The sequence below is a fragment of the Flavobacteriales bacterium genome (assembly GCA_016699575.1).
GTDB lineage: Bacteria > Bacteroidota > Bacteroidia > Flavobacteriales_F > PHOS-HE28 > PHOS-HE28.
Window position 1 is genome coordinate 302485 of sequence record CP064979.1, and the last position, 20442, is coordinate 322926.

Sequence of the window (20442 nt, forward strand, 5' to 3'; positions counted from 1 at the left end):
TCGGCTCACGACCGCTGAACGAGGCGAGCGGCGGAGCGCAGGTCGGCCATCGTCGGCAGAAGTTCGAGCCACCGCGTTCCGGTAACGCGCAGAAAGACCAGGGCTTGGTACAGCGTGTTGGTCATGTACGCCAAGGACGCTGTGACGGCTGCCCCGTGCAGGTGTTTCTCTGGAATGATCATCAGCCCGACCACAATGGTCACCATCAAGCCGAGCCCGCTTCCGATCGCATTGTGCTGGTTGCGGCCAGTGCCCGAGAAGAACATCCCGAGCGCTTGCGAAACGCTCATGGCCAGGATGCCGGGCGACAGGTACAGCAGGATCATCGGTATCCCACTGAAGTCACCTCCAAAGACAGCTTCGTAAATGGCGTTGGGCACCAATATCAACGCAACCATGGAAATCGCCGCGAACATGAACGAGGCCTTCAAGAAGACGATGGTGCTGGCACGTTGTTCCTTCAGTTCCGGCGTGTTGCTCAATTTGCCATAAAGGACCGTTGCCAGCCCGCGCGGGGCAAGCCAGGCACTTTCGGCCACTTGGGTACCAACGGTGAATACCCCGAGCGCCGGGGTTCCGGTGATCCGATCAATGAACCAGTACGAGCAACGATAGGTGAGCAGTTGCAGCGCGTTCGCAAGCTGAGTGAAGCCGCCGTGCCTGAAGAGATTGCGCCACACCGGCACATGCTCCTCGCTTGTGCGTGCATCTTCAGCGCGAACGAACACCACCAGCGAAGCGAGAAGAGTAGCTCCATTGGCGATGTAACCAGCGTGCACGTATGCCATCGGCGACCTGTTCTCCTCGGCTGCCGATAAAAGAGCGAACGAGGCCAGAAGCACAACGCTCTGAAGGATGGAGATCCAGCTGAACGCCTTGATGCGCTGTTGCCCAACCAGCAGGCCCATGTGCACGGTGAAGAGCATGGTGAGCAACGCCAACGCGATGACGTGCAGCGCGAATGCATCCGGCACGACGCGGGTCAGTCGGATAATGCCATACGAGATCAACGCGGACACCACGGCCCACGCATAAGCCCGCCAAAGCAGATCGCGTCGCCGCACGCGTGCTGCCAGGTAGGTGAGCGCAGGGCCGCAGACCACATTGCCCAAGAGCACGGCCAGCGTTATGCCGAGCACGATCAGCCCTATGGTGCCCAAGCCCTCCTTCCCCAGCCGGTGGCCCGCCACCGAGAAGATCAGCAGGTTGCTCAACGCCACCACGATGCGCGCTGCAATGGACCCTATGGCCGATCGCACCATCATTCGTCGTCCGCTTCATCCTCCTCGGGCAGTGGTCGACCGCGTTGGGCCTGTACTGCTTGCACGTACCGTTTGCCATCGAGAAGCGTGATGTTCCCTGCGGCGGATACCGTGTGAAGGCCTTTGTTGAAAGAGGTTCCACGCAAAGGCTCCAAGTACTTAACCGTTGTTTCAGCGAAGTCGGTCGGTGAGAGGCGGTCGATACGATTGAAGGCGATGCGTCCGCCGTACGTGCGACTGCTGTCCTGGGCCGGGCGCCAGAGTTCCTTGCCCCGCCTGAAAGGTGTGCCGCCGGGCCGGGCCGTCCGGATGTCGTGCTTCAACGGGTTGAGCACATGCGCAACGAACGGACCGGTGAGACTGTCGCTCCAGAAAGCATGCAGTTCAACATTGGTGAGCGGCGCCTTGGTACCGAAGAGCCACCAGCGCCCGTCGTGCCGGAAGAGCGTCGGGTCCACAAGGGGCTCATCGAGCAGCTTGGTCACCGGTTCCAATGCATCGTTGGCCTCGTTCACTTTGTAGAGCATCACGCGACCGTCAGCGATGGACTCAGGAACGCAAAAGACCGTTCCCTCGTGCTCCACGATGAACGGGTAGCTCAAGTGCCTGCCTTCGTCCAACATGGTGCGGCTGCGCTTCAGCACATTATCGCCCTTCGGCCTGATCCGTGCCACGAACCCTTGGCGTGTTCGGTAGTCGTACTTCTCGTAGAGCACGTTCAGTTCACCGTTGCGCATGTAACCGAAAGGATCCGCCCGGAATTGCCCTTTGGCGGGTTCGGGGAGCCACCTGGCGTTAAGGCTGGGCTTCTCCTCCAGGAGCGTTGCGATCGGCTGGTTGAGCACGGCGATGTTCCACTGCTCCTGCATCTCGGTGCGGCCACGGTGGAAACGCCACTTGTTGCGGGCCATCTGCACCAGGAAACGGATGAAGGTGAGGTTACCGGGATATTTGAACACCGGTGCATCCGTGCGACTATCCACCCCATCCGCCGCACTGGCATCGCCGTTGAGCAAACGCTTCGCTACTTGCGCCGGCCAATGCGCGCTGGTCGTCAGCACGGTATCAACGGTCTCCACCAACGAGTGGTCCACCGTGCGGAACCAACCCTTGTGAAGGATCCTGCCACCATCGAGCTTGTCCGTGAGGCGCTGAAGGATCGCGCCCGTGACGCCATCGCCGTGCATGATCTCCCAAAAGACAGGCGGCCCACCGCGGTACTTCGTTTCATCGCCGTGATGGAAGCTCCACACACCGTAACGCGGCAGTTGCAGGATCTCCCCGCGGATGATGTTGAAGCCGAAACGCAGCAGAACATCGGGATGATGCCCAGCGATGACGGACAAGTCGTGCTGGATGAAGCGTTCACTGAAGCCCTTGCGCTGAACGTCAACTTCAACCACCGGCACGGTCCCAAGCAGTGTGCCCAGGTCTTCGAGCACCATTGCCTTGGGCTTGAACCAGCGCTTGCGGTACTGCAGGTACAGGAACATGCGCCAGGGATAACGCAGTGCACGTTGCAGCACACCGGCTTGCGGAAGGTCCTGTGCCGACCGGTTCTTTACAAGCACCACGATGCGCACCCCAGGGACCGCGAGCAACTTGCGGATGGCTTCCGCCTCCCACGCCCTGAACGTTGTGCCGTTGCACAATATGCCGATGCGCAATTCCATGTCAGGCCTGGTCGGACAGCATGCGTTGATAGAGCGTGAGGAATCGCTGGCCGATCCACGCGCTGCTGTATCGTTCGTCCACTGTTGCTCTGATGCGGTCGGGGTCGTACCGATGATGACCGGCAACCATGCGGCGCACGGCATCGGCCAAGGCAGGCACATTGTCCACCGGAACGAGTTCTCCGTTGTGCCCGTCAATGAACGACTCCGGACCGCCGCACCGCGTAGCGATGACGGGTTTGCCGAGCATCAGAGCTTCGCCTGTCACAACGCTGAAGGTCTCGTGGCGACTGTTGACAATGAGGAAACCGGCCTTCGCCATTTGCTGCATGGCTTCCTCTGAGGAGAGTTGACCAAGAAAGGTGACACGATCATCGAGGTTGAAGCCTTTGCACCGCTGCCGCAAGCGCTGTTCATCTTCTCCCCCGCCCACAATGGTGAGCTTCAAGTCGGGCAGTTCGTTGCGCAAAAGCGCCATGCACTCGAGCACCCCGGAAACGTTTTTGACGCGATCCACCAGATCGGCCACCATGATCGCGTGGTGCGCTGGGCCACGCTGCGCCACGGATGTTCGTTCGAGGGGAAGAACGTTGGGGATCACCTCATAGAGTTCCACCAGGCCCAGATCGCGGATGGCCCTGCCCAACCGTTCGCTCACCACGGAAACGGCTCCGGCCTTGGCGAAAGCGCGGCGCGTGAACCAGCGGTTCAACCAGGGGCGCCCAAGCCAACGCCCGTCGAGGAACTCGCTGCTGTGCTCGGTGATCGCATAGGGAATGCCCAGTTCCTTTTTCGCCTTGTAGGCGAGCAGGCTGGGCCGGGTGAGGACTTGCACATGGCACACGAGCGGCAGCCCACGCTCGCGAAGGAAGCGTTGCCAGGCCCTATCGGCGGCTTTGCGATAGCGCAGGAAATTCAAGGGCGTGCGCCACAAGGCCCACCCTCGCTCCAAGGGACGGTAATAGGCCCGAAGGGTCCAGACGCCGTTCTCCTCGCTGACCTCCTCGTAGTAGCCCGTGGCTGTGGCCGTGTCCTTCAGCACCGCCACCACGCTTACCTGCGCCACCGCAGCTACGGCTTGCGCGTGGCGCCGGATGAACTCGCCCAGTTGAACATCGCCACGTCCGGGGTAGTACTTGGGCAGGAAGACCACGTGCATTCGCGGCAAAGTAACCAGCCCTCACCTACGCTTCTATATTTGCCGCCCCTTCGGCGAAAGCTGATGGGAAACGGTGGGTGTAGCTCAGTTGGTTAGAGCGCCGGATTGTGGTTCCGGAGGTCGTCGGTTCAAGCCCGATCATCCACCCGAAGGCCTCGCGAAAGCGGGGCCTTTTGTTTTGGGCTTATCCAAAAGGCTTGCGGCGCCATGCTGGCAGGCAACTTTCTCACTGCTCCACCACCACCAACGCATGCCCAACTCTACCCTGCTCCGTGCGCACCCGCACCGCATATATGCCCGGCGCTTGGCCACGCAAGTCCAGCGTGTGCGTATTGTTCTGCACCTCCTGCTCCTGCACCAGCCGCCCTTGCGCATCCAGCACACGCAACGTTGCGCGTTGCACGCCCCCCGGCAGTTGCACTTGCATTTGGCCGTAGCTTGGGTTGGGGTACACCTGCAACTGTAGTGGCAGCTCCCGCTCCTCCACCCCCACATTAAGCCCGTGCAGCCTGCTTACAAAGCGCTGCTGGGTGTCGTTGGTGGTGCCGTCGTCGTAGCCAACGTATGCGCCATAGAGGTACCAGTTGCCGATCGCGTCGGGCACCATGCCCACCGAGGCGTGAAGCACTGAGAAACCATCATTGTAGTCACCACAACCCTCACCGAAGAACGCATCACTCTGCAAGTTGCCATCGGCATCCAACAAGGCGACTCCGTTGCGTACTTGATCTTCAACCTCATAGAACTGGCCATGGATGACAATACGGCCATCCGTAAGTCGCGTGTGCCACATTGGAGAGTACGCACCAAAGGTCTCTCGCGGGGCGGACAGGTCATTGTTGAAAGTTGCATCAAGTGCCCCGTCCGGCATCAAACGGATAAGCTTCAGTGTGTCTGTGCTACCGCTGGGGAGGAAATAACCAGATGCGATCACACGCCCATCCCCCAAGACCGTAAAACTGAACGCCATTCCATAAGGGAGGTCGGGAAGGAACGTCGTGTCCAACGCCCCATCAGCTTCCACGCGGAACACGCTCCCCACGGGCTGCCCGTCGTACACGGTGCAAAGCCCGCTGCACAGGAATTTGCCATCTGGCTGCTCCTTGATGGTGTATATGGCGTTGTTTCCAACACGGTGCGTGCGTGTGGTATCCAAATACCCCGTGTTGCTCATCCACACCAAACTATGCAGCCCCGTGAAACCCCTGATGGTGTCTTGGAGGCTGTGCCATCCGGCGAGCAGCACCCGTCCGTCGGGGTACACATGGTAGTCGCCGCCTTGGCCGGTGCTGAAATATGGACCCAGATTCAATGGTATGAAGTTGTTGTCCAGGATTCCATCCAACATCAGGCGCCTCACGCCATTGCCGTTCTGCGCGTAGATCCTATCATTCCAACGTGTCAGTTTTCCGCCCATTTGGGCGTAGGTATTGAACGTCAAGTCACGTGACCCGTCAAGGTTCAGACGCGCCCCAGCCTTTTCATCCCAAGGCGGGTCCCCAGGAAAGTAGATCCTTCCTGAAACCACCACTTTGCCATCGTCCATGACCAGGAGCGAGTTGACGTTCTTCTTTGTGATCGTCGCTCGGAACGTGGTATCCAGATCGAACGGCTGCTGGGCTTTTCCCTGCATGGTGGCCAAGGCCACCATGCAGGAGAAAGCACCCGCAAACGCATTCGTTCTCATGGCTGGAGGATGGCCCGTTGCACGGCCACCACTTTGTTACCATCGATCAACTCTACTTGGTAGGCGCCCGCAGGAACCGCGCGAGCATCCCAGATCACTTGACCCTCGGGACCGCTAGCTGTCAACTGATCCACGATCCGGCCGGTCATGTCGCGGATGAGGAGTTGTGGATTACCACCCGCTGACGTGACACGGTATGTGCACGCAAGCCAATTCGACGCCGGGTTTGGCTGAAGGGTCAAGCTTCCCAAAGGCTCTGGATCCAACTCCTCCACCCCCACGTTAAGCCCATGCAGCCTGCTCACAAAGCGCTGCTGGGGGTCGTTGGTGGTGCCGTCGTCGTAACCAGCGTAGCTGCCGTAGATGTACCAGTTGCCGATGGGGTCTTGAGCCATGGAAATGGTAGAATGCGAGTTGGGAAAGGTCCCATCGTCGTAGTCGCCGCACCCGGTTCCGGAAAACGGATCACTGAGCAGGTACCCATTGCTATCCAACATGGCTATGCCTCGGCGTACCTCTCCGTTCACGCGATCGAAGTTGCCGTGGATCACTATCCTGCCATCGGGCAACGTTGTATGGAAGACTGAAATGTAGTCGCTCAGGAAATTGAGTTGGAGATCACGCACATCCAAGGTGCTGTTGAAGGTCGGGTCCATGGATCCATCAGGCATCAAACGGACAATGTGCAGGGTATCCGTCTCGCCGTTGCGCCGCATAAAACCGGAGGCCAGAACTCGGCCATCGGCCAGCACCGTGAAGTCCTTGGCGTGCCCCCAAACAAAGTCCGTTTGGAAGCTAGGGTCCAGTGCGCCATCGGCCTCAACGCGAAACAAGCGACCGACCGATGAACCTTCATACACAGTGCAGATGCAACTGCTCAGGAATTTTCCGTCCGGCTGCTCCTCAATACGGATTACCTCGCCATCACAGTTGCGGTGCACTGCAGTGGTATCCAAATAGCCAGTGTTACTGAACCAAACCAGTTCGTATGTTCCTACATAACCATGGATGCTGTCCTGTAAGTCATGCGATCCGGTGATCAAGACACGGCCATCAGCGAATACATGGAAGTCACCACCGACTCCGGCAGAGAAGTACGGTGCCCCGGCCATATCAAAAAGGGCATCCAATTGACCGTCCAACCATAATCGTCGAAGCCCTTGGCCGTTGCGCACGTACATCCGATCATTCCACGCTTTCACAACCCCGCCCATTAATGGGTACGAGGCAAAGTCCAGATCGCGTGTGCCGTCGCTGTTCAGACGACAACCCGAACGGGGCGCAATCCAATTTGGGTCCCAAGGAAATCTGAGCTGTCCGGACAGGATCAAATCACCATCCGGGAGCACAAGCAGACTGTTCACCCCAAGTGGATAGTTTCCCCCGGATGCGACCATCGCAGCTCTGAAGGTTGTATCCAGGTCGAAGGGCTGCTGGGCTTTTCCCTGTATGGTGGCCAAGGCCACCATACAGGAGAAAGCACCCGCAAACGCATTCATTCTCATGGTTGCAGGATGGCCCGTTGCACGGCCACCACTTTGTTACCATCGACCAACTCTACTTGGTAGGCGCCCGCAGGAACCGCGCGAGCATCCCAGATCACTTGACCCTCGGGACCGCCAGCTGTCAACTGATCCACGATCCGGCCGGTCATGTCGCGGATGAGGAGTTGTGGGGTACCAACCGCTGATGTGACACGGTATGTGCACGCAAGCCAATTCGACGCCGGGTTTGGCTGAAGGGTCAATGATGGACCGCTCTCTGCAGCCTCATGGGCTACCTCGTACAACGATCTGAGCGAGGCTTCGTTACCGCCGGTCAACGGCGCACGGCAGCGGTCGTAAGCAAAACAAAGGAGGTTGCTGGCCCACACAGCCGGGCGGTCGTGCGCATCGGAGATCATGCTTTCCAATTGATCCTGCTCCTGTACAGCAAGGTCCGCAGTTGTCCGCCCGTCGAGTGCAACGCCTTCCAACAGTGCAATGATGTCGAGCATGCGTTGGCGCTCCATCGCCTCGGGTGTACGCAACTCGTGCTCCACCACTATACCCTCGATCACAGCGGTGGCTTGTGCAAACTGTCCTTGCTGTACATAGGTCAACGCTTCCGCATAGCGGCCTGCTTTGGTCCTTACCTGCTGCCAAACAGCCCTCAAACTGTCCACATCTTCATAGGTGGTGTCATTCCTCCAGTAGTCGATGAGAGCGTTCGCATGCTGCGTCATTGCCGCGTGATGCTGGGCCATGGTGGCTTCTACCGTGAAGCGATAGGTACGCTCATCCCAACTGGCGTAAACCGCGGTAAGCAGGTAGGCGGGCAGCGGGTGGCCACTTTCCTCTTGCATCCATTGTACAAACCTGTCCTGCTGCGTTGCTTCCGGGTTGGCAATAAGTACCTCAGCCACCATGGCTGCAGGCATGATGTTCCGCTCCACCATTTCGCGAAGGACTTCCGTGCTCAGGTATGGGCTCTTGGCCAACAGGTAGTCGCGAAGATCCCAGGCTTGGTTTGGCCAAGTTGTGATGATCTCGTGAACGACTTCATCTGTGCTTCCACCATCAATGAGTTGGCCGTAGAGGTACCGAGTGTTGCCATAAGCCAACTTCTCGGCAACAATTTCACCTTTCACTTGATCAGCCTCGGCCTGATCCCGCAAGCCCCTTGGGCGATAATTACCAGGAGGACAAGGCGCATTGGACAATGCTGTTGCCAGTTGCTTGTTGACCAAGGGGATGGTGAAACAGAGCGGGTCATCATCCAGGGTTTGCCCGTAGATGTAGTTCAACACGGCGTACTCGCTGGTGCGCATGTAATCCCCCTGCGGGTCGATGCAGGTTTGGTCGAACACATTGGCTCCAGGGGCATTCAGTGCACCTTGGAGTGTGCGGATGCTGTGGAAGTCCTGTGCATCCGGGTCAGGATCAGAAGTCACTTTCCTGTCCCAGAAGTCCCGAAGATTACCGGAGTTCGTGTTGCAGAGCATCTGGAAGCCAATGAAGTTCGACTGCCCATTGTACGTGTCAGCGCAAATTCCTTCGCCTATGAACGCCCGCTCAAGTCCACTCGCAGAGTTGCGCCGAACCACATCGTTGTGGTCGCCGCTGTAACCCACCACAATGCCTTCAGTAGCCATGTAAGCGCCGTTCTGTAGGAGAGTGTTGTCCTCGATCCGGAAGCCGTAGCACTTGTACGTGTAAACCCCTCGGTGGAAGTCGAACCAGTATTGCTCATCCGGATTGGTCAACGGCATTTGCGCGACGCTGCCACCCAGCTCGAACGAATTGCGTGTGATGCGCGCGCCCACCACCCCGCTGGCGAACACCCCGCACACGTTGGCGCTGAAGGTGCTACGGTCCACCACGAAGGCGCGGGTGGTAAGGCTGGTGAGGGCGTGTACGCCATGGTCCAAGCCGCTGAAGCTGCTGGGGGTGTAGCTGCCCACAGGGCATTCCTGCCCTTGCTGGATGATGACGTTGCATTTCTCGCGCACCTCGTAGTGCGCATCGAGGCTGTAGATGCCCATGCCCAGTTGGTGGCTGTTGGTTTCGGTGGTGCGCAGGTTACTGAAGGTGCAGCCCAGGAAGGGGATGCCGTCAACGTACCAGAGGTTGGCGTGGTGCTTGAAATCGAAGGCCACGGGATAGTCGCTATCCACGCTGAAGGTAGTGCTGGTGAAGCGGCTGCGGTTGCGCTGTGTTTGGGTGCCTTGTGTATTGATGCCTTGGTAGGGCAGGAAGCGCACGCCGGTCTTGCAGTTCTTAAAGACGCTGTTGCTGCAGATGATGACACCGCCGCTCTTGAGGCCGTTGAAACCCACACCAACACGCTGGCCGGTGAGCGCTCCGATATCGGCCTTTTCCACAAGGGTGTTCTGCAGGATGAACTCGCCTTGATGGTCGGCGTGCGCCCCGCCGAACTGGTGCTGGTTGAAGATGCCCTGCACTTCAACGCCCTGCCACATATAGCCGGGGCACGCGGTGGTAAGCGTACAACCAACGGCGGTGAAGGAGGCGCCGGGTTCGATGATGAGCTTGGCTTGGGGGCCGAAACGGAAGGTGAGTCCTTGCACGTTGATGTGTGCATCGGTCTGCACGCGGAATTCGCCGTTGACGAAGATCTCTGAACCTGCATCGCAGAACAGGTTGTTGCCGGGTTGCCAGTTGTAGTTGCCCGGCGGTATGCTCCAACTGCGGTCGTAGTACTGGGCGCGTTCGTCGCAGCACAAGCCGCCGCTCCACAGACCGGGCGTGGCGAACTGGGTGATGTGTTTGTTCACCATGCGGTACTCAACGGGGTCGGCTCCCACATCATAAGTGGCCACAGAGCCGAGCTGCTGCAGGTTGGGCATCCACACGCCGTTGGCCGGGTCGTCGGGGTTGCTGAATGCGCTGAGGTAGTGGTTGCCGTTGGCATCTGCACTTACCATGTACAAAGCAGGTGGGCCGCCATTGGGGCCTTCGTTGATCTCCAACCGCGAATTGAACAGGCCCTGGCTCACGGCATCGGGCCCGATGGGGATGAACTGGGGCAAACCACCCGGTGGGGCTGTAACATCGAAATAGCCGAGGGCTGAACTGGGAGCCCCGCCGTACTCCTCGTGATCGGACTTTAGGAACCAGAGATATTGCCCATTCGGAGAGAACTCAAGACCACTCGTGCGGTGTTCGGTGATGGGGTTACCGAAGACATCCTCGGGAACCATGCCCGGTTCAATGTGACCTACTTCGTACAACCTGGGGTTCCAACCGGGCAAACCGGGGGCAACGTAATTGAACGCTGCTGTTGGCAGCGCCGCCGAAAGTCCCGCGATATCGAAATCGATGACGTACACGGCCACATGCTTCTCGGGTGGCGGGCTCGTGGCCCAAGCCGAGGTGTAGGCCATGCGCAATTGAGTTCCGTTCTGGTGCATATCCAACTCACCCCGGTCGGACTGATCACCGTCCCTGAAATCCCAGATCGTAACTTGACCGTTCTGTCCTCCTTCGATCTTGTCCAGATCGAGCACCCTTCGGGGACCAGAAGCGGAGAAAAGGACCAAACTGATCGAGTTCCAAGTATCCAAGCCCATCAGATAACGATCGTCATTGGCAAGGTCGATGACCTCCGAGCGCATGTGGTCGATCCCTAGTCCTGTGTACGACAACCCATAATAGAAGAGGTAGCCTGTTGGACCATTACCGTAGATCATATTGCCACCCATGGCCGTGATGGCACCGTTGTCCATCTCGAACGGGCCATTGTAGTAGTCATCCTCGCTCCAGAAGCGCCCCATTATCGGTTTTCCTACGGCCGCATAGTGGGCGCTCCCTCCAAGTTCCAGGTCGTTGGGCAGAGCAAGATCAAGAACGCCTATGGTCATACCACCGTCGGTGCCACCCAAGGCATGGTCGAACACTTGGGGCGAAGCGACATAGAACTTGGAGCAATGCCCAGGAACGGGGATGAAGTGCACCTCGGCGGCCTGCTTCGGTAAACACACTTGGCAGTTCCCATCGTCGAGCACTCCGTCTTCATCATCGGCGAGCAGGTAGCCGTCCTTGTTGTAGAGGTTCCCGTCCACGATGAAGAACAGCAGCTCACCGTTCTCGTCGAACTGCACGTTCTGGTGGTATTGTGCCGTTTGCCCTTGGTACTCGAACGCATCGTTCACGGCTGCATCGGGGCATTGCGGGGCCGCGCTCTGCACGATGCCGTTATTGAGCACGTCGCCGAAATCGAGCACTTGGTTGCCATTGAACCACAGCGGCTGCTGCGCCACCCCTTCAGTATTGAGCGAACTCCACCCGATCGGGGGGGGGGATACAGATGGAAAGCACCAACACGGCTCGGAGAAAGGAACACGTCTTCATGGGCTTGCGGGCGTTAGGTGGACCCGTATCACGAAGGGAAGCATTCAGTCGGAATTCCACAATACCCAATTCAGGGTATTTTTTGGGGAAGTCTATACCGGTCAGGTGGCAACTGCCTCACATCGTTTTCACCCCGTGCAGCTTGCACAACCACCCGAGGTGGCCGGTGTGGCTGCTTTCGTGGCGGATGGCATGCGTGATCACATCGCGTATCTGCGGCCCGAACGGCAAACCCGTGGGGTTGGGGGCGCTCAGCGCCACCTCATCCAGCGTACGCACATGCGCGATCGCTTTGGAGTGCACCGTGTTGAAGACATCGAACACCTCGGCGAACGGTGGACATTCTGACGGCGGCAACCCGGCTCCTCCGAGAGTGAAGTTCTTGGCCCATGAGAACTTGATGAACTCACCGCCTGTGCTGCGCAGCAAAAGGCCGTTCTCCGTGGTGGCAAGGTGGGCGATGAGCCAATAGGCAGAGTTCAGCTCCTTGCCCTCACACACGAAGCGCTTGTGCAGGTCTTTGTCCTTCAACATATTGAAGTAGGACAGCGTGTACTCGCGGGAGCGGTCCATCATGTGAGCGAGGACCTGGGCTTCGGTGGGCATGGGCATGGTTTGTTTGGGGGCATCGGGAATACCCGGTCATAAGAGGTGGTGGAGTGAGAAGGCCCTACCAGAGCCGGACTTCAAGTAGCGCTCAAAGGTGAAGGCTTTGTACTTGTCGTTGAACCGGCAGCACCACATGAGTTCCACCGGAAGCAACTTGGACGTGGCCGGCACCGCACCGGCTTGGTGCCGGGCCATGCGGTCTTTCAGGTCCGAAGTGCAACCTGTGTAGTGCTTGCCGTTCGAGCATTTCAGGATGTAGACACAATGATGTTCTGAAGCCATGGTAACGCTATCAAAAGTGATGGTATCAGCGCCTTCAGGAAGGCGAAGGAACGCTGAGCGAGGATGCGGACAGCGTCCGCCGAAGCACGCCGAGGTGCACGCAAGAGGGAAGTGCGGACCACAGCGGCCCGCCTTCGCACCTTTTCGCTTGAGGCCGAAAAGGCGCTTCGGCGGGCGAAGGCGGAGAGGGAGGGATTCGAACCCCCGGTACCCTTGCGGGCACATCTGTTTTCGAGACAACATTGCTTCAGTCTTCATTTCTCCTGCAATGCCCTCAAACGCTCCAGGAAGCCATATTTATCAACGCTTGCGGTTCACCTCATCAAGTTGCTGTTTCAAGCCTTTTCTTTGACACCTGTTTGACACCGCCATGCAACCCGTCAACTTCTCCATCCAGCTCTTCAAGGGCAAGACCCTTGGGGATGGCACTCACCCCATTATGGCCATGACATCGGTCGCCGGGGAAGTTAAGCGGATCAGCCTGCCCCGCATTCTGGCTGGAGATCCACGCCCTGCGGTCGCCTCGACCCAATGGGACGATGAGGACCGTCGCGTGACTCGTGCGCACAAGGAACGCAAGCGCATCAACGACATTATCCAGCACTTTGAAGTGCGGGGTCGCGAGATCATCGCCCGTATGCTCGCCTTGGGTCAAGCCTTTGACCATGAGCGGTTCAAAAGTGAACTGCTGCTCAGCGACGACCAGCGCCGGGCTCATGAGCAGTCCAGGACAGATGTATTCGCGATGTTCAACACCATCATCAACGAGATGGAGAAGGATGGGCGCGTTGGCACCGCGAGCGCTTATCGCGATGCCATGAATTCCCTCCGGCTGTTTCAGTGCAAAGGGGACAAGGTGAAAGCCCGAACGACCAAGACGCGTATGCCATACTCTGATGTGGCATCGATCGCAGGGGTGAAAGCTTGGGCCACCTTTATGATCGCCAGGGGCAACAACGAGGCCTCGGCGGGTATGCGCCTGCGCCAGTTGCGAGCCGTTCTCTACCGTGCTCGTGCTGAACGCATTATCAGCTTCGATGACATCCCTTTCAAGAACGTGTGGAACCCCGGTGGGCTGAAAGTGTCCAACTACCAAGGTGATCTCGCACCACAGCCATTAGTCGAAGAGGAAACCGCAAAACTCCTCAACGCTCGTCCAGAAGAACCACGTTCAGCTTGGGCGGTGGATGTGTACCGCTTGCTCATTGCCATGTGCGGCCCGAACATGGCAGATCTGGCAGCACTGACCAAGGAGAATGTGCGCGTGGGACGCATCCACTATCGGCGCATGAAGTCGCGGCGCACTCAACAAGAGGCGATCGAGGTGAGCCTGAAGATCACACCGGCGATGGCCGAGATCCTTGAGCGTTACAAGGGAGATGGACATTACCTGTTGCCCATCTTGGGGCCACAGTATCGCACACCAAAGCAGCGCAAGTTTGCCATCCAACAAGCGATCCGGATGATCAATGACCGGCTGGTGAAAGTTGCGCAAGGGCTCGGTATCGAAAGTCACGTCACCACAAAGACTGCTCGGTACACATCTGCCACGATGCTGAAGAACCTAGGGATCGCTCCAGACGTGATCAATGAACTTCAGGGCAGGGCGAATGCAGGGATGTTGAAGCACTATGCACCCGCGCACCGTTACCGTGTGCTTGACGACGCGCAACAGAAACTGTGGGCGTTGGCGACCAACGAGCCTACCGACAAACGGAAGCCTCAACGTGCGCGTGTCTCCCTCCCTGATCAGCCCACCTTCCAGCCGGTCGCCGTCAGCGAAGGATCAGAGGTACTCTAACAATTGCCTACCGACTGTTTCGCACCAAGTGTTTACGGTGTGCTGTTGACTGCGCGCAGGATCAACGCACGACGTGGACGCTACGTCTCGGAGCGATCCGCGTGGTGCGTGTGCGGGTCGTTGCTGACCGATTGACAAGGAAGCGGAGTGCAGCCGAAGGCGGAACGAGCGACTGCGGAAAGAGGTGAGCAACGGCCTTGGGTCTTGCGCGTGGGTTGAGCGAACCTTAGTCCTTGTCCGGTTCAATTGAATCCTTGTCTTTGATCTCACGCTTATCCAATGTCTTCACAGGGTCGTCTTTGTAGCGCAGTCTGTACGCGCGTTCTTGTGATGCATCAAGATCCTTCACGTTGCCCCTTTCTTCTTTTCCCGCAACTGCTTTCTCAGGCTCTGGTGCGTCCTGCTGGTAGCGCGTGCGGTATGCGTGGCGCTGGGATTGATCTAGGGTTTTGCGTTCTCCTTTAGCCAATGGCCGATCCGTAATCCGCTCTCGATACGCCCTTCGGAGAGAGCTGGCATGAGCCTGCGAGGCATCAACGTCCTTTTCTGCTTCGTGCTTCTGGTCGCCGTAGAGCATGTTGTCAACGGCGAGATTGGATCGCTCACGCAAATCCGGAGGGGCACCTGCGAGCTCGCGTTCCACGTTCTTCAACATCGCCTCTTTTACCTCGGCAATCTGCTTCTCCAGTTCCAGTTTGCGCTCACCCCGTGTGTGCGTTGCGACCGACCCGCCTGATGGCTTCAGTTCTGGCCCCTTGTCGGCTGGCAGGTTGTTGAGTTGCCATTCCAGGACAGTGATCCTGTCTCGTGCATCGGCCAGATGCTGGTTTACAGCCACCTCCTGAGGCGAAAGGCTCATTGCTCTTTTGTGCTTGATCCGGGGATGAAGTTATGCTATCCTGATAACCACTTTCACCATTCCGCACCTCCGAGGTAGCCAAGCATGACCTACAGCATGGAAGACGATCTCGAAGACCGCCGCATTCTCGATGCGCACTACAAAGGGGACACCACACGCGAAGAGGCCGAGAACGAGTATGGTCTGGCCATCGCTCTTGGCTGGTCGGATATCGTGACCTGTGTTGGGGTCTATCCACAGCACGAGCAACGCGCCAAGGATGCGATTGCCCAGATGCTGGGTTACCTGCCACATCCGAACATCATCATCCCGCATGAGGTGTTCGTCCGCACGTTGATCGAGCAGCACGCTGTCGGCATGATCTCCGACAAGGACTATCAGCGCGAACTTGTGACACACATCACCCATATCCGCAACGACGACATGAACAAGTTAGGCTGGATCGGGAAGCGGAACCTTACGACGGAAGAATACCGCCGCTACAGCAACACGCTCACTGACTACAAGAACCGCGTAACGGACAAGGTTGCCGCGTTCTTCGGCGAGGTGCCCGAATTGGTCTATTCCCTGCAAGCGGAGATGATGGTCAGGCAGGCCATGTACATGCACCCGTGGGCTAACATCCCCGAGGTAACACCCTTTGACTACCGGGCCTTCACCATTATCGCCTACCGCAAATCCTATCTCGACCACGGCGCACCAGCCGCCAATCAATCACCACTCATGGGAAGGAGATCCTCATAGAATTTACCTGTCTAATGCAGCGGTGGCTAAATGAGCGCGGTCACATCAGGGCGTTCTTCTCAACTGTAGATCGTGGGCTCTGCCCTGCAATGTCGCCCAAATCCCCTTGAGTGCAGCATATGAAGCAGCGTCCCCGGTGGGAATACCTGCATCCTTTGCAACCGCAAGACACTCGGACAATGGACAGGGCGCATAGAAGCGTAAGTCATTCGCAATCTCGTCATTATTCAGGGCAGCTTCTCGAATTAATCTCTGCAGATCAACAAAATGAGGTATCATACGTCGATTGGATATACCACGAGCTACTCTTTGCCCGAACATGTCAAGTCCATTCACAAGATAGATCAAATTCGCACTCTTGATTTCTAGCTGTGCGACTGGAGATGCATCATCATCATTCGTGTAATTCTCAAAAAGTCTTTCTCGCTGCAATCCCGAAAACAAATCGTATGGAATCATATACCACATCTCCTATACTCTATCGGCATAAACTAGTCGTTCCCATAGATTGTACCATATTCCAGTGATTTGTCAATGCTTATTCTGAGGCTTGGCACCAACAGCGGTTAACTTCTCCTTGCTGTAAATCGATTCAAACCCGGAAACAACCTTGTCAAGCCGGACTTCCAAGCTCTTCCAAGATATCTCCAAGAACTCGTAGCGTACGCCGTCTTTAGGATCGACAGCCCATCCAGTTCTTTGGAACCCACACCTCTTCATCAGCGTGTCACCCTCAGCTGACCCTCCAATAGCACAGATCACTAAATTCTCTTTGAGATCAGCAAGGCTGGCAACCATCATCTTGAAAGCTGACGCTAACTTCGGCAGTACATCTTGGACGGTGCATGCCAAGCCTTCGATATAAATCCAGTTCACGGAGCTCTTCTCCTCCAATGAATAAATGTCATCTGCTGTAATCCTGTTCTCATATATTTCTCCATTCTTCAATGCATTATAAAAATTTCTTTTGAGCGGAAGCAAATTGATGTTTGCCCATAGGTCTTCGTCATCCCTGTAGATATAGAATACGCACGGATTCTTGTCATGCCAAGGCTTCTTGACATCGAATCCATTTATTGGGCATGGATAGACACGCCTTGCCAACAGTTCAATCTCCGCAATCTCTGACGCGCTTGCCGTCCTGATAACGTTGCCGCGTGTCTCGTCGTGAAACATGATCTCATGCTTGTTTGGAAGATCCAGCCGCTTCCTGAAAAAATGTAGCTTGTACAGCTTCCTGTTCGCTTGACTCAGCACTTCCTGGTATTCACTGTCAGTCAGCTTGATTTTGCCCTCATATTTTCGGGCTGCAACGATAGCAATTGAATCAGCTCCATATTTCTTCGCAAAGTCGTCCCAAGATTCCTGGTTATCAATCACCGTCACCTCCTTGACCATGTGGTCGAGCATCGCCCTAGAGAACGCGAAGCCCTTGGGTTGCAGCAGGTACTTATGTATCCTTTCTGCCAGACTTCCTGCGTACGGGTCATGATCCTTTGCTCCAACCCGATAGACAGTGTCCTTGTGCTTTCCCGACTTGTGGCGAGTATAGATGGCCGCTGCAATCTTGTTTCGAGTCGGCTCATGCCCCATCCCGAAGAACTCGTAGTCCAGCATCCTCTTTAGGAGCAGGAACAGATAGGGATTGACCCATTCCTTCTTCATACGTCCAAAAGTAGGTCGTCTATGGTGTGCCGACGGCGCAATCAGGCTCGCCTGCTCAAGTGTCCAAAAGTTTGGACATGCCCACCCATCTACGTTTGCCTCGTCACGAATTCAAACAACCCAAATCACATGAGCCTCAACAGCAACGACCGCAAGCAGATCGTCAAGGACGCGATCAGCGATGGATACCGCAAGAGCACGGACGGTACCAAACTGATCGACGACAAAGGTGGACGGATCAAGTTCGCCGAGTCGGGTGGCAGCGTCAACGTGAACGGTACCACGTACAATACCCCGAGTGGTGCGCGGAACAGCACCAAAAGGTAAAGATCCCCGACCACGACGATGAAAGAGGGGCATCACGCCCCTCTTTTATTTCTGAACCTCACTCCAACGAGCGGACAACCCCATGAACCCAACGCACGCACTTGCCGGAAGTCAGCACGAGCTAGGTTGGAACCTTGATAGTCCACTGCTTCAGATACCGGAAGAAGGCGGAAAGCCCTTCGCGTGGACGATACGCAACGCTGTTGAAGGCGTGCAGGTATTCGGAGGCATCGGTTCAGGCAAGACCTCCGGTTCCGGACGCGTGCTGGCGCTCAAGTACCTCGCCAATGGCTTCGGTGGTCTTGTGCTGACAGCGAAGACCGATGAGAAAGCGCATTGGCAGGAGATGTGTCGGCTTACGGGTAGAACAGATGACCTGATCATCGTCGAGCCCGGTCAGTTGAACCGTTTCAACATGCTGGAGTACATCTCAACGGACAGAGACAGTTCGCTCGCGCAGAACATAGTGCAGGTGCTCCACACGGTGATAAGTGCGAGTCAAGAGAAGTCCAGCGGCAAACAAGAAGATGCTTTCTGGGAGACGGCGCTCGATATGGTGATGTTCAACATCGTCGATCTGTGCCTGCTCGCCTACGGCAAGGTGACGCTTCAACTGCTGCATGATGTGGCGCAGGCCATGCCCCAGAATCCCGATGGGCAACCGACACCATCTCGTACCGACAAGAAAGACTACAGCGCCTATGACCGCGCCTTTATCACGGCGCAACAAAAGGTAGACCGGCTTGTGGAAGAGTTTCGCAAGCGTTTCCCAGCAGCCGATCTGCAACACCTGACCGACGGTGAGCTTACGCAACAGGAGGATGAGGCAATCCCTGAGCTGCGCCGTATGCAGCAGCTCGACAACTTCTTCTTTGAGGTGCTGAACAAGCTCAGCAGCAAGACACGATCCATCATTGACTTCTCGCTCCTGGGCTTTCTCTACGGGTTGCTGCAAGACCCTTGCAACACCTTGCTGTTCCGTCACGCCTCGACCTTCACCCCGGAAGATTGCTATACCAAGGGCAAGATCGTCGTGATCAATCTGCCGGTCAAGAAATACCACGCCGTTGGACGCGACTGCCAGATCATGTTCAAGTACATCTGGCAACGGGCGATGGAGATCAGGGACACGCACCACAATGGTCGCCCGGTGTTTCTCTGGGCAGATGAGGCGCAACACTTCCTGCACGCGCATGACGCCGAGTATCAGGCCACAGCGCGCAGCAGCCGCATTGCCACGGTCTATATCTCACAGAACCTGCCCAACTATTACGCGAATATGAGCGGTGAGCGCAGCGCACACCGCGTCAAGAGCTTCATCGGCACACTTGGCACCAAAATCTTCCACGCCAATGCCGACATAGAGACCAACACCTATGCCGCCGATCTGATAGGCGAAGCCTATACCGAAGAGACTCAGTCGGCCAAGTCCGTTGCAGGCGGATTCAGCGCATCGGAAACCACCTCCTGGGTCTTGCGCAAGATGGTGCGCCCCGAAGAGTTTGTCGGACTCAAGACCGGCGGCCCGGATAACGATTACAAGGTGGTGGGCTATATGCATGTCCAGGGCAAGCGCTTCGCAAGCGGATTCAATCACAAGGCCGTCACCTTCTCACAACACTACGTAGCCCTCAACCAAGCGACCCGTTAATCAAAACAAAAACCCCAACACCTCGAACTCCGATGAAAAAGAACCTCTACTACCGTGCGACGATGAGCCGTCGCAACGTTATCAAGGAAGCCATCTTCAACTTCTTCCTTGGCATCTGCTCGTACCCGCGCCTCGTCTTGGAAGTGTTCCTGCGCCGGAACATGGGCGAGCGCTATTTCACACTCGCCTCGGCCATCACCGTCGGGCTCATCTTGGTGCTCTTGCCGTTTGCCGAATACGCCTTCCGCCGCTCCTTCGGTTACGTGCTGGGGCACAATTGGGTCTGGTACGCTTTCGTTGCGGCCTATGGCTACTTCTCCTATCGCCGGTACTTGGAGGTGAAACACGAGCCGTCAGTCTTCGACTTTGCTCGCTACAGCCTGAGCGACGGCATCCTGTTGCCCCAGTTCCGCAACTCCGGCTTCAGCATTCGCGTCCAAGAAATCTGGATGGAGCCGTTGGCGGCCTTCATCCTGGGTATAGTTCTGCTACCCCTTGGTCAGTCCATGCTAGGATCGCTGTTCATCGTCTGCGCCGTCGTCTACTCGGTGAGTAAAGCCGGTGCCTATTACAAGGGTGATAACTTCATCATGGACAAGATCGACGAGATGATCTGCAACGAGGATCTGAAGCGTGCACTCATCGACAACGAAGAGTCCAATCGTGGCATCCGCTTCCGTAGCAAGTTCCCCAGCAAGCAAGAGCTGCGCGTCCAACTTTCGGACGCCGTTGTGGAAGAAGAGGAGTACGCTCCGGAGGTCGTTTAGGGTCGTTAGCACCGCTAAGGGAAGATGTCTGATGCATTTTCTTCTACTGGCTTTAACCGCATTCCGTTCGAGACACTGCCATAGTCGACACCTGCAAAGGCTTT

General features: G+C 57.0%; 15 protein-coding genes and 2 tRNA genes. 6 read left to right on the forward strand and 11 right to left on the reverse strand.

Translation table 11 applies throughout. From position 1 onward, the window contains the following. Positions 1–5 precede the first annotated feature (5 nt). The 3 genes from IPJ76_01375 to IPJ76_01385 are packed head-to-tail and all read right to left on the reverse strand — an operon-like array spanning position 6 to position 4094. A complete protein-coding gene (locus tag IPJ76_01375; GenBank protein ID QQR86905.1) occupies positions 6–1265 on the reverse strand; it encodes a polysaccharide biosynthesis C-terminal domain-containing protein in 1260 nt (419 codons plus the stop codon). After that, complete coding sequence (locus IPJ76_01380; GenBank protein ID QQR86906.1) at positions 1262–2935, reverse strand: hypothetical protein; 1674 nt, start codon at positions 2933–2935, stop codon at positions 1262–1264. Before IPJ76_01380 ends, IPJ76_01375 begins: the two co-directional genes overlap by 4 nt. Before the next feature lies 1 nt (position 2936). Next, complete coding sequence (locus IPJ76_01385; protein ID QQR86907.1) at positions 2937–4094, reverse strand: glycosyltransferase; 1158 nt, start codon at positions 4092–4094, stop codon at positions 2937–2939. A 73-nt stretch (positions 4095–4167) separates the two neighbouring features. Here IPJ76_01385 and IPJ76_01390 point away from each other — a divergent pair. Continuing rightward, positions 4168–4241: transfer RNA gene (locus IPJ76_01390), tRNA-His, on the forward strand. A gap of 79 nt (positions 4242–4320) precedes the next feature. Here IPJ76_01390 and IPJ76_01395 read toward each other — a convergent pair. From IPJ76_01395 to IPJ76_01420, 6 genes are all read right to left on the reverse strand, one after another. Then, positions 4321–5781, reverse strand: a complete 1461-nt coding sequence (locus tag IPJ76_01395) for a T9SS type A sorting domain-containing protein (GenBank protein QQR86908.1) — start codon at positions 5779–5781, stop codon at positions 4321–4323. Continuing rightward, the gene (locus IPJ76_01400) at positions 5778–7286 is read right to left on the reverse strand and encodes a hypothetical protein (GenBank protein QQR86909.1); all 1509 of its coding nucleotides are present in this window, start codon (positions 7284–7286) and stop codon (positions 5778–5780) included. Before IPJ76_01400 ends, IPJ76_01395 begins: the two co-directional genes overlap by 4 nt. Beyond that, the gene (locus IPJ76_01405) at positions 7283–11542 is read right to left on the reverse strand and encodes a hypothetical protein (GenBank protein ID QQR86910.1); all 4260 of its coding nucleotides are present in this window, start codon (positions 11540–11542) and stop codon (positions 7283–7285) included. The genes IPJ76_01400 and IPJ76_01405 overlap by 4 nt, the downstream gene beginning before the upstream one ends. Before the next feature lie 208 nt (positions 11543–11750). After that, complete coding sequence (locus tag IPJ76_01410; GenBank protein ID QQR86911.1) at positions 11751–12239, reverse strand: DinB family protein; 489 nt, start codon at positions 12237–12239, stop codon at positions 11751–11753. A 36-nt stretch (positions 12240–12275) separates the two neighbouring features. Then, on the reverse strand, positions 12276–12524 hold the full coding sequence (locus tag IPJ76_01415) for a GIY-YIG nuclease family protein (protein QQR86912.1): 249 nt from the start codon (positions 12522–12524) through the stop codon (positions 12276–12278). A gap of 181 nt (positions 12525–12705) precedes the next feature. Further along, positions 12706–12788, reverse strand: a tRNA-OTHER gene (locus tag IPJ76_01420). Between the two features lie 106 nt (positions 12789–12894). Between IPJ76_01420 and IPJ76_01425 the strand changes: the two genes are divergently transcribed. After that, complete coding sequence (locus IPJ76_01425; protein QQR86913.1) at positions 12895–14325, forward strand: site-specific integrase; 1431 nt, start codon at positions 12895–12897, stop codon at positions 14323–14325. Between the two features lie 226 nt (positions 14326–14551). On the opposite strand, the gene IPJ76_01430 is transcribed toward IPJ76_01425, so the two are convergent. Then, on the reverse strand, positions 14552–15184 hold the full coding sequence (locus IPJ76_01430) for a hypothetical protein (protein ID QQR86914.1): 633 nt from the start codon (positions 15182–15184) through the stop codon (positions 14552–14554). 84 nt (positions 15185–15268) lie between these two features. On the opposite strand from IPJ76_01430, the gene IPJ76_01435 reads away from it, so the two are divergent. Then, complete coding sequence (locus IPJ76_01435) at positions 15269–15928, forward strand: hypothetical protein (protein QQR86915.1); 660 nt, start codon at positions 15269–15271, stop codon at positions 15926–15928. A gap of 531 nt (positions 15929–16459) precedes the next feature. Here the strand turns inward: IPJ76_01435 and IPJ76_01440 are convergent. Beyond that, positions 16460–17593 carry a hypothetical protein gene (locus IPJ76_01440; GenBank protein QQR86916.1) on the reverse strand — a complete coding sequence of 378 codons (1134 nt, stop codon included), beginning with the start codon at positions 17591–17593 and terminating at the stop codon, positions 16460–16462. A gap of 129 nt (positions 17594–17722) precedes the next feature. Between IPJ76_01440 and IPJ76_01445 the strand changes: the two genes are divergently transcribed. The 3 genes from IPJ76_01445 to IPJ76_01455 all read left to right on the forward strand — a co-directional run bounded on the left by IPJ76_01445 (position 17723) and on the right by IPJ76_01455 (position 20338). Next, a complete protein-coding gene (locus IPJ76_01445) occupies positions 17723–17920 on the forward strand; it encodes a hypothetical protein (GenBank protein QQR86917.1) in 198 nt (65 codons plus the stop codon). Between the two features lie 82 nt (positions 17921–18002). Then, positions 18003–19571, forward strand: a complete 1569-nt coding sequence (locus tag IPJ76_01450) for a type IV secretory system conjugative DNA transfer family protein (GenBank protein QQR86918.1) — start codon at positions 18003–18005, stop codon at positions 19569–19571. A 32-nt stretch (positions 19572–19603) separates the two neighbouring features. Beyond that, positions 19604–20338: a hypothetical protein gene (locus tag IPJ76_01455; GenBank protein QQR86919.1), complete on the forward strand. Its 735-nt coding sequence runs from the start codon at positions 19604–19606 to the stop codon at positions 20336–20338. Positions 20339–20442 lie beyond the last annotated feature (104 nt).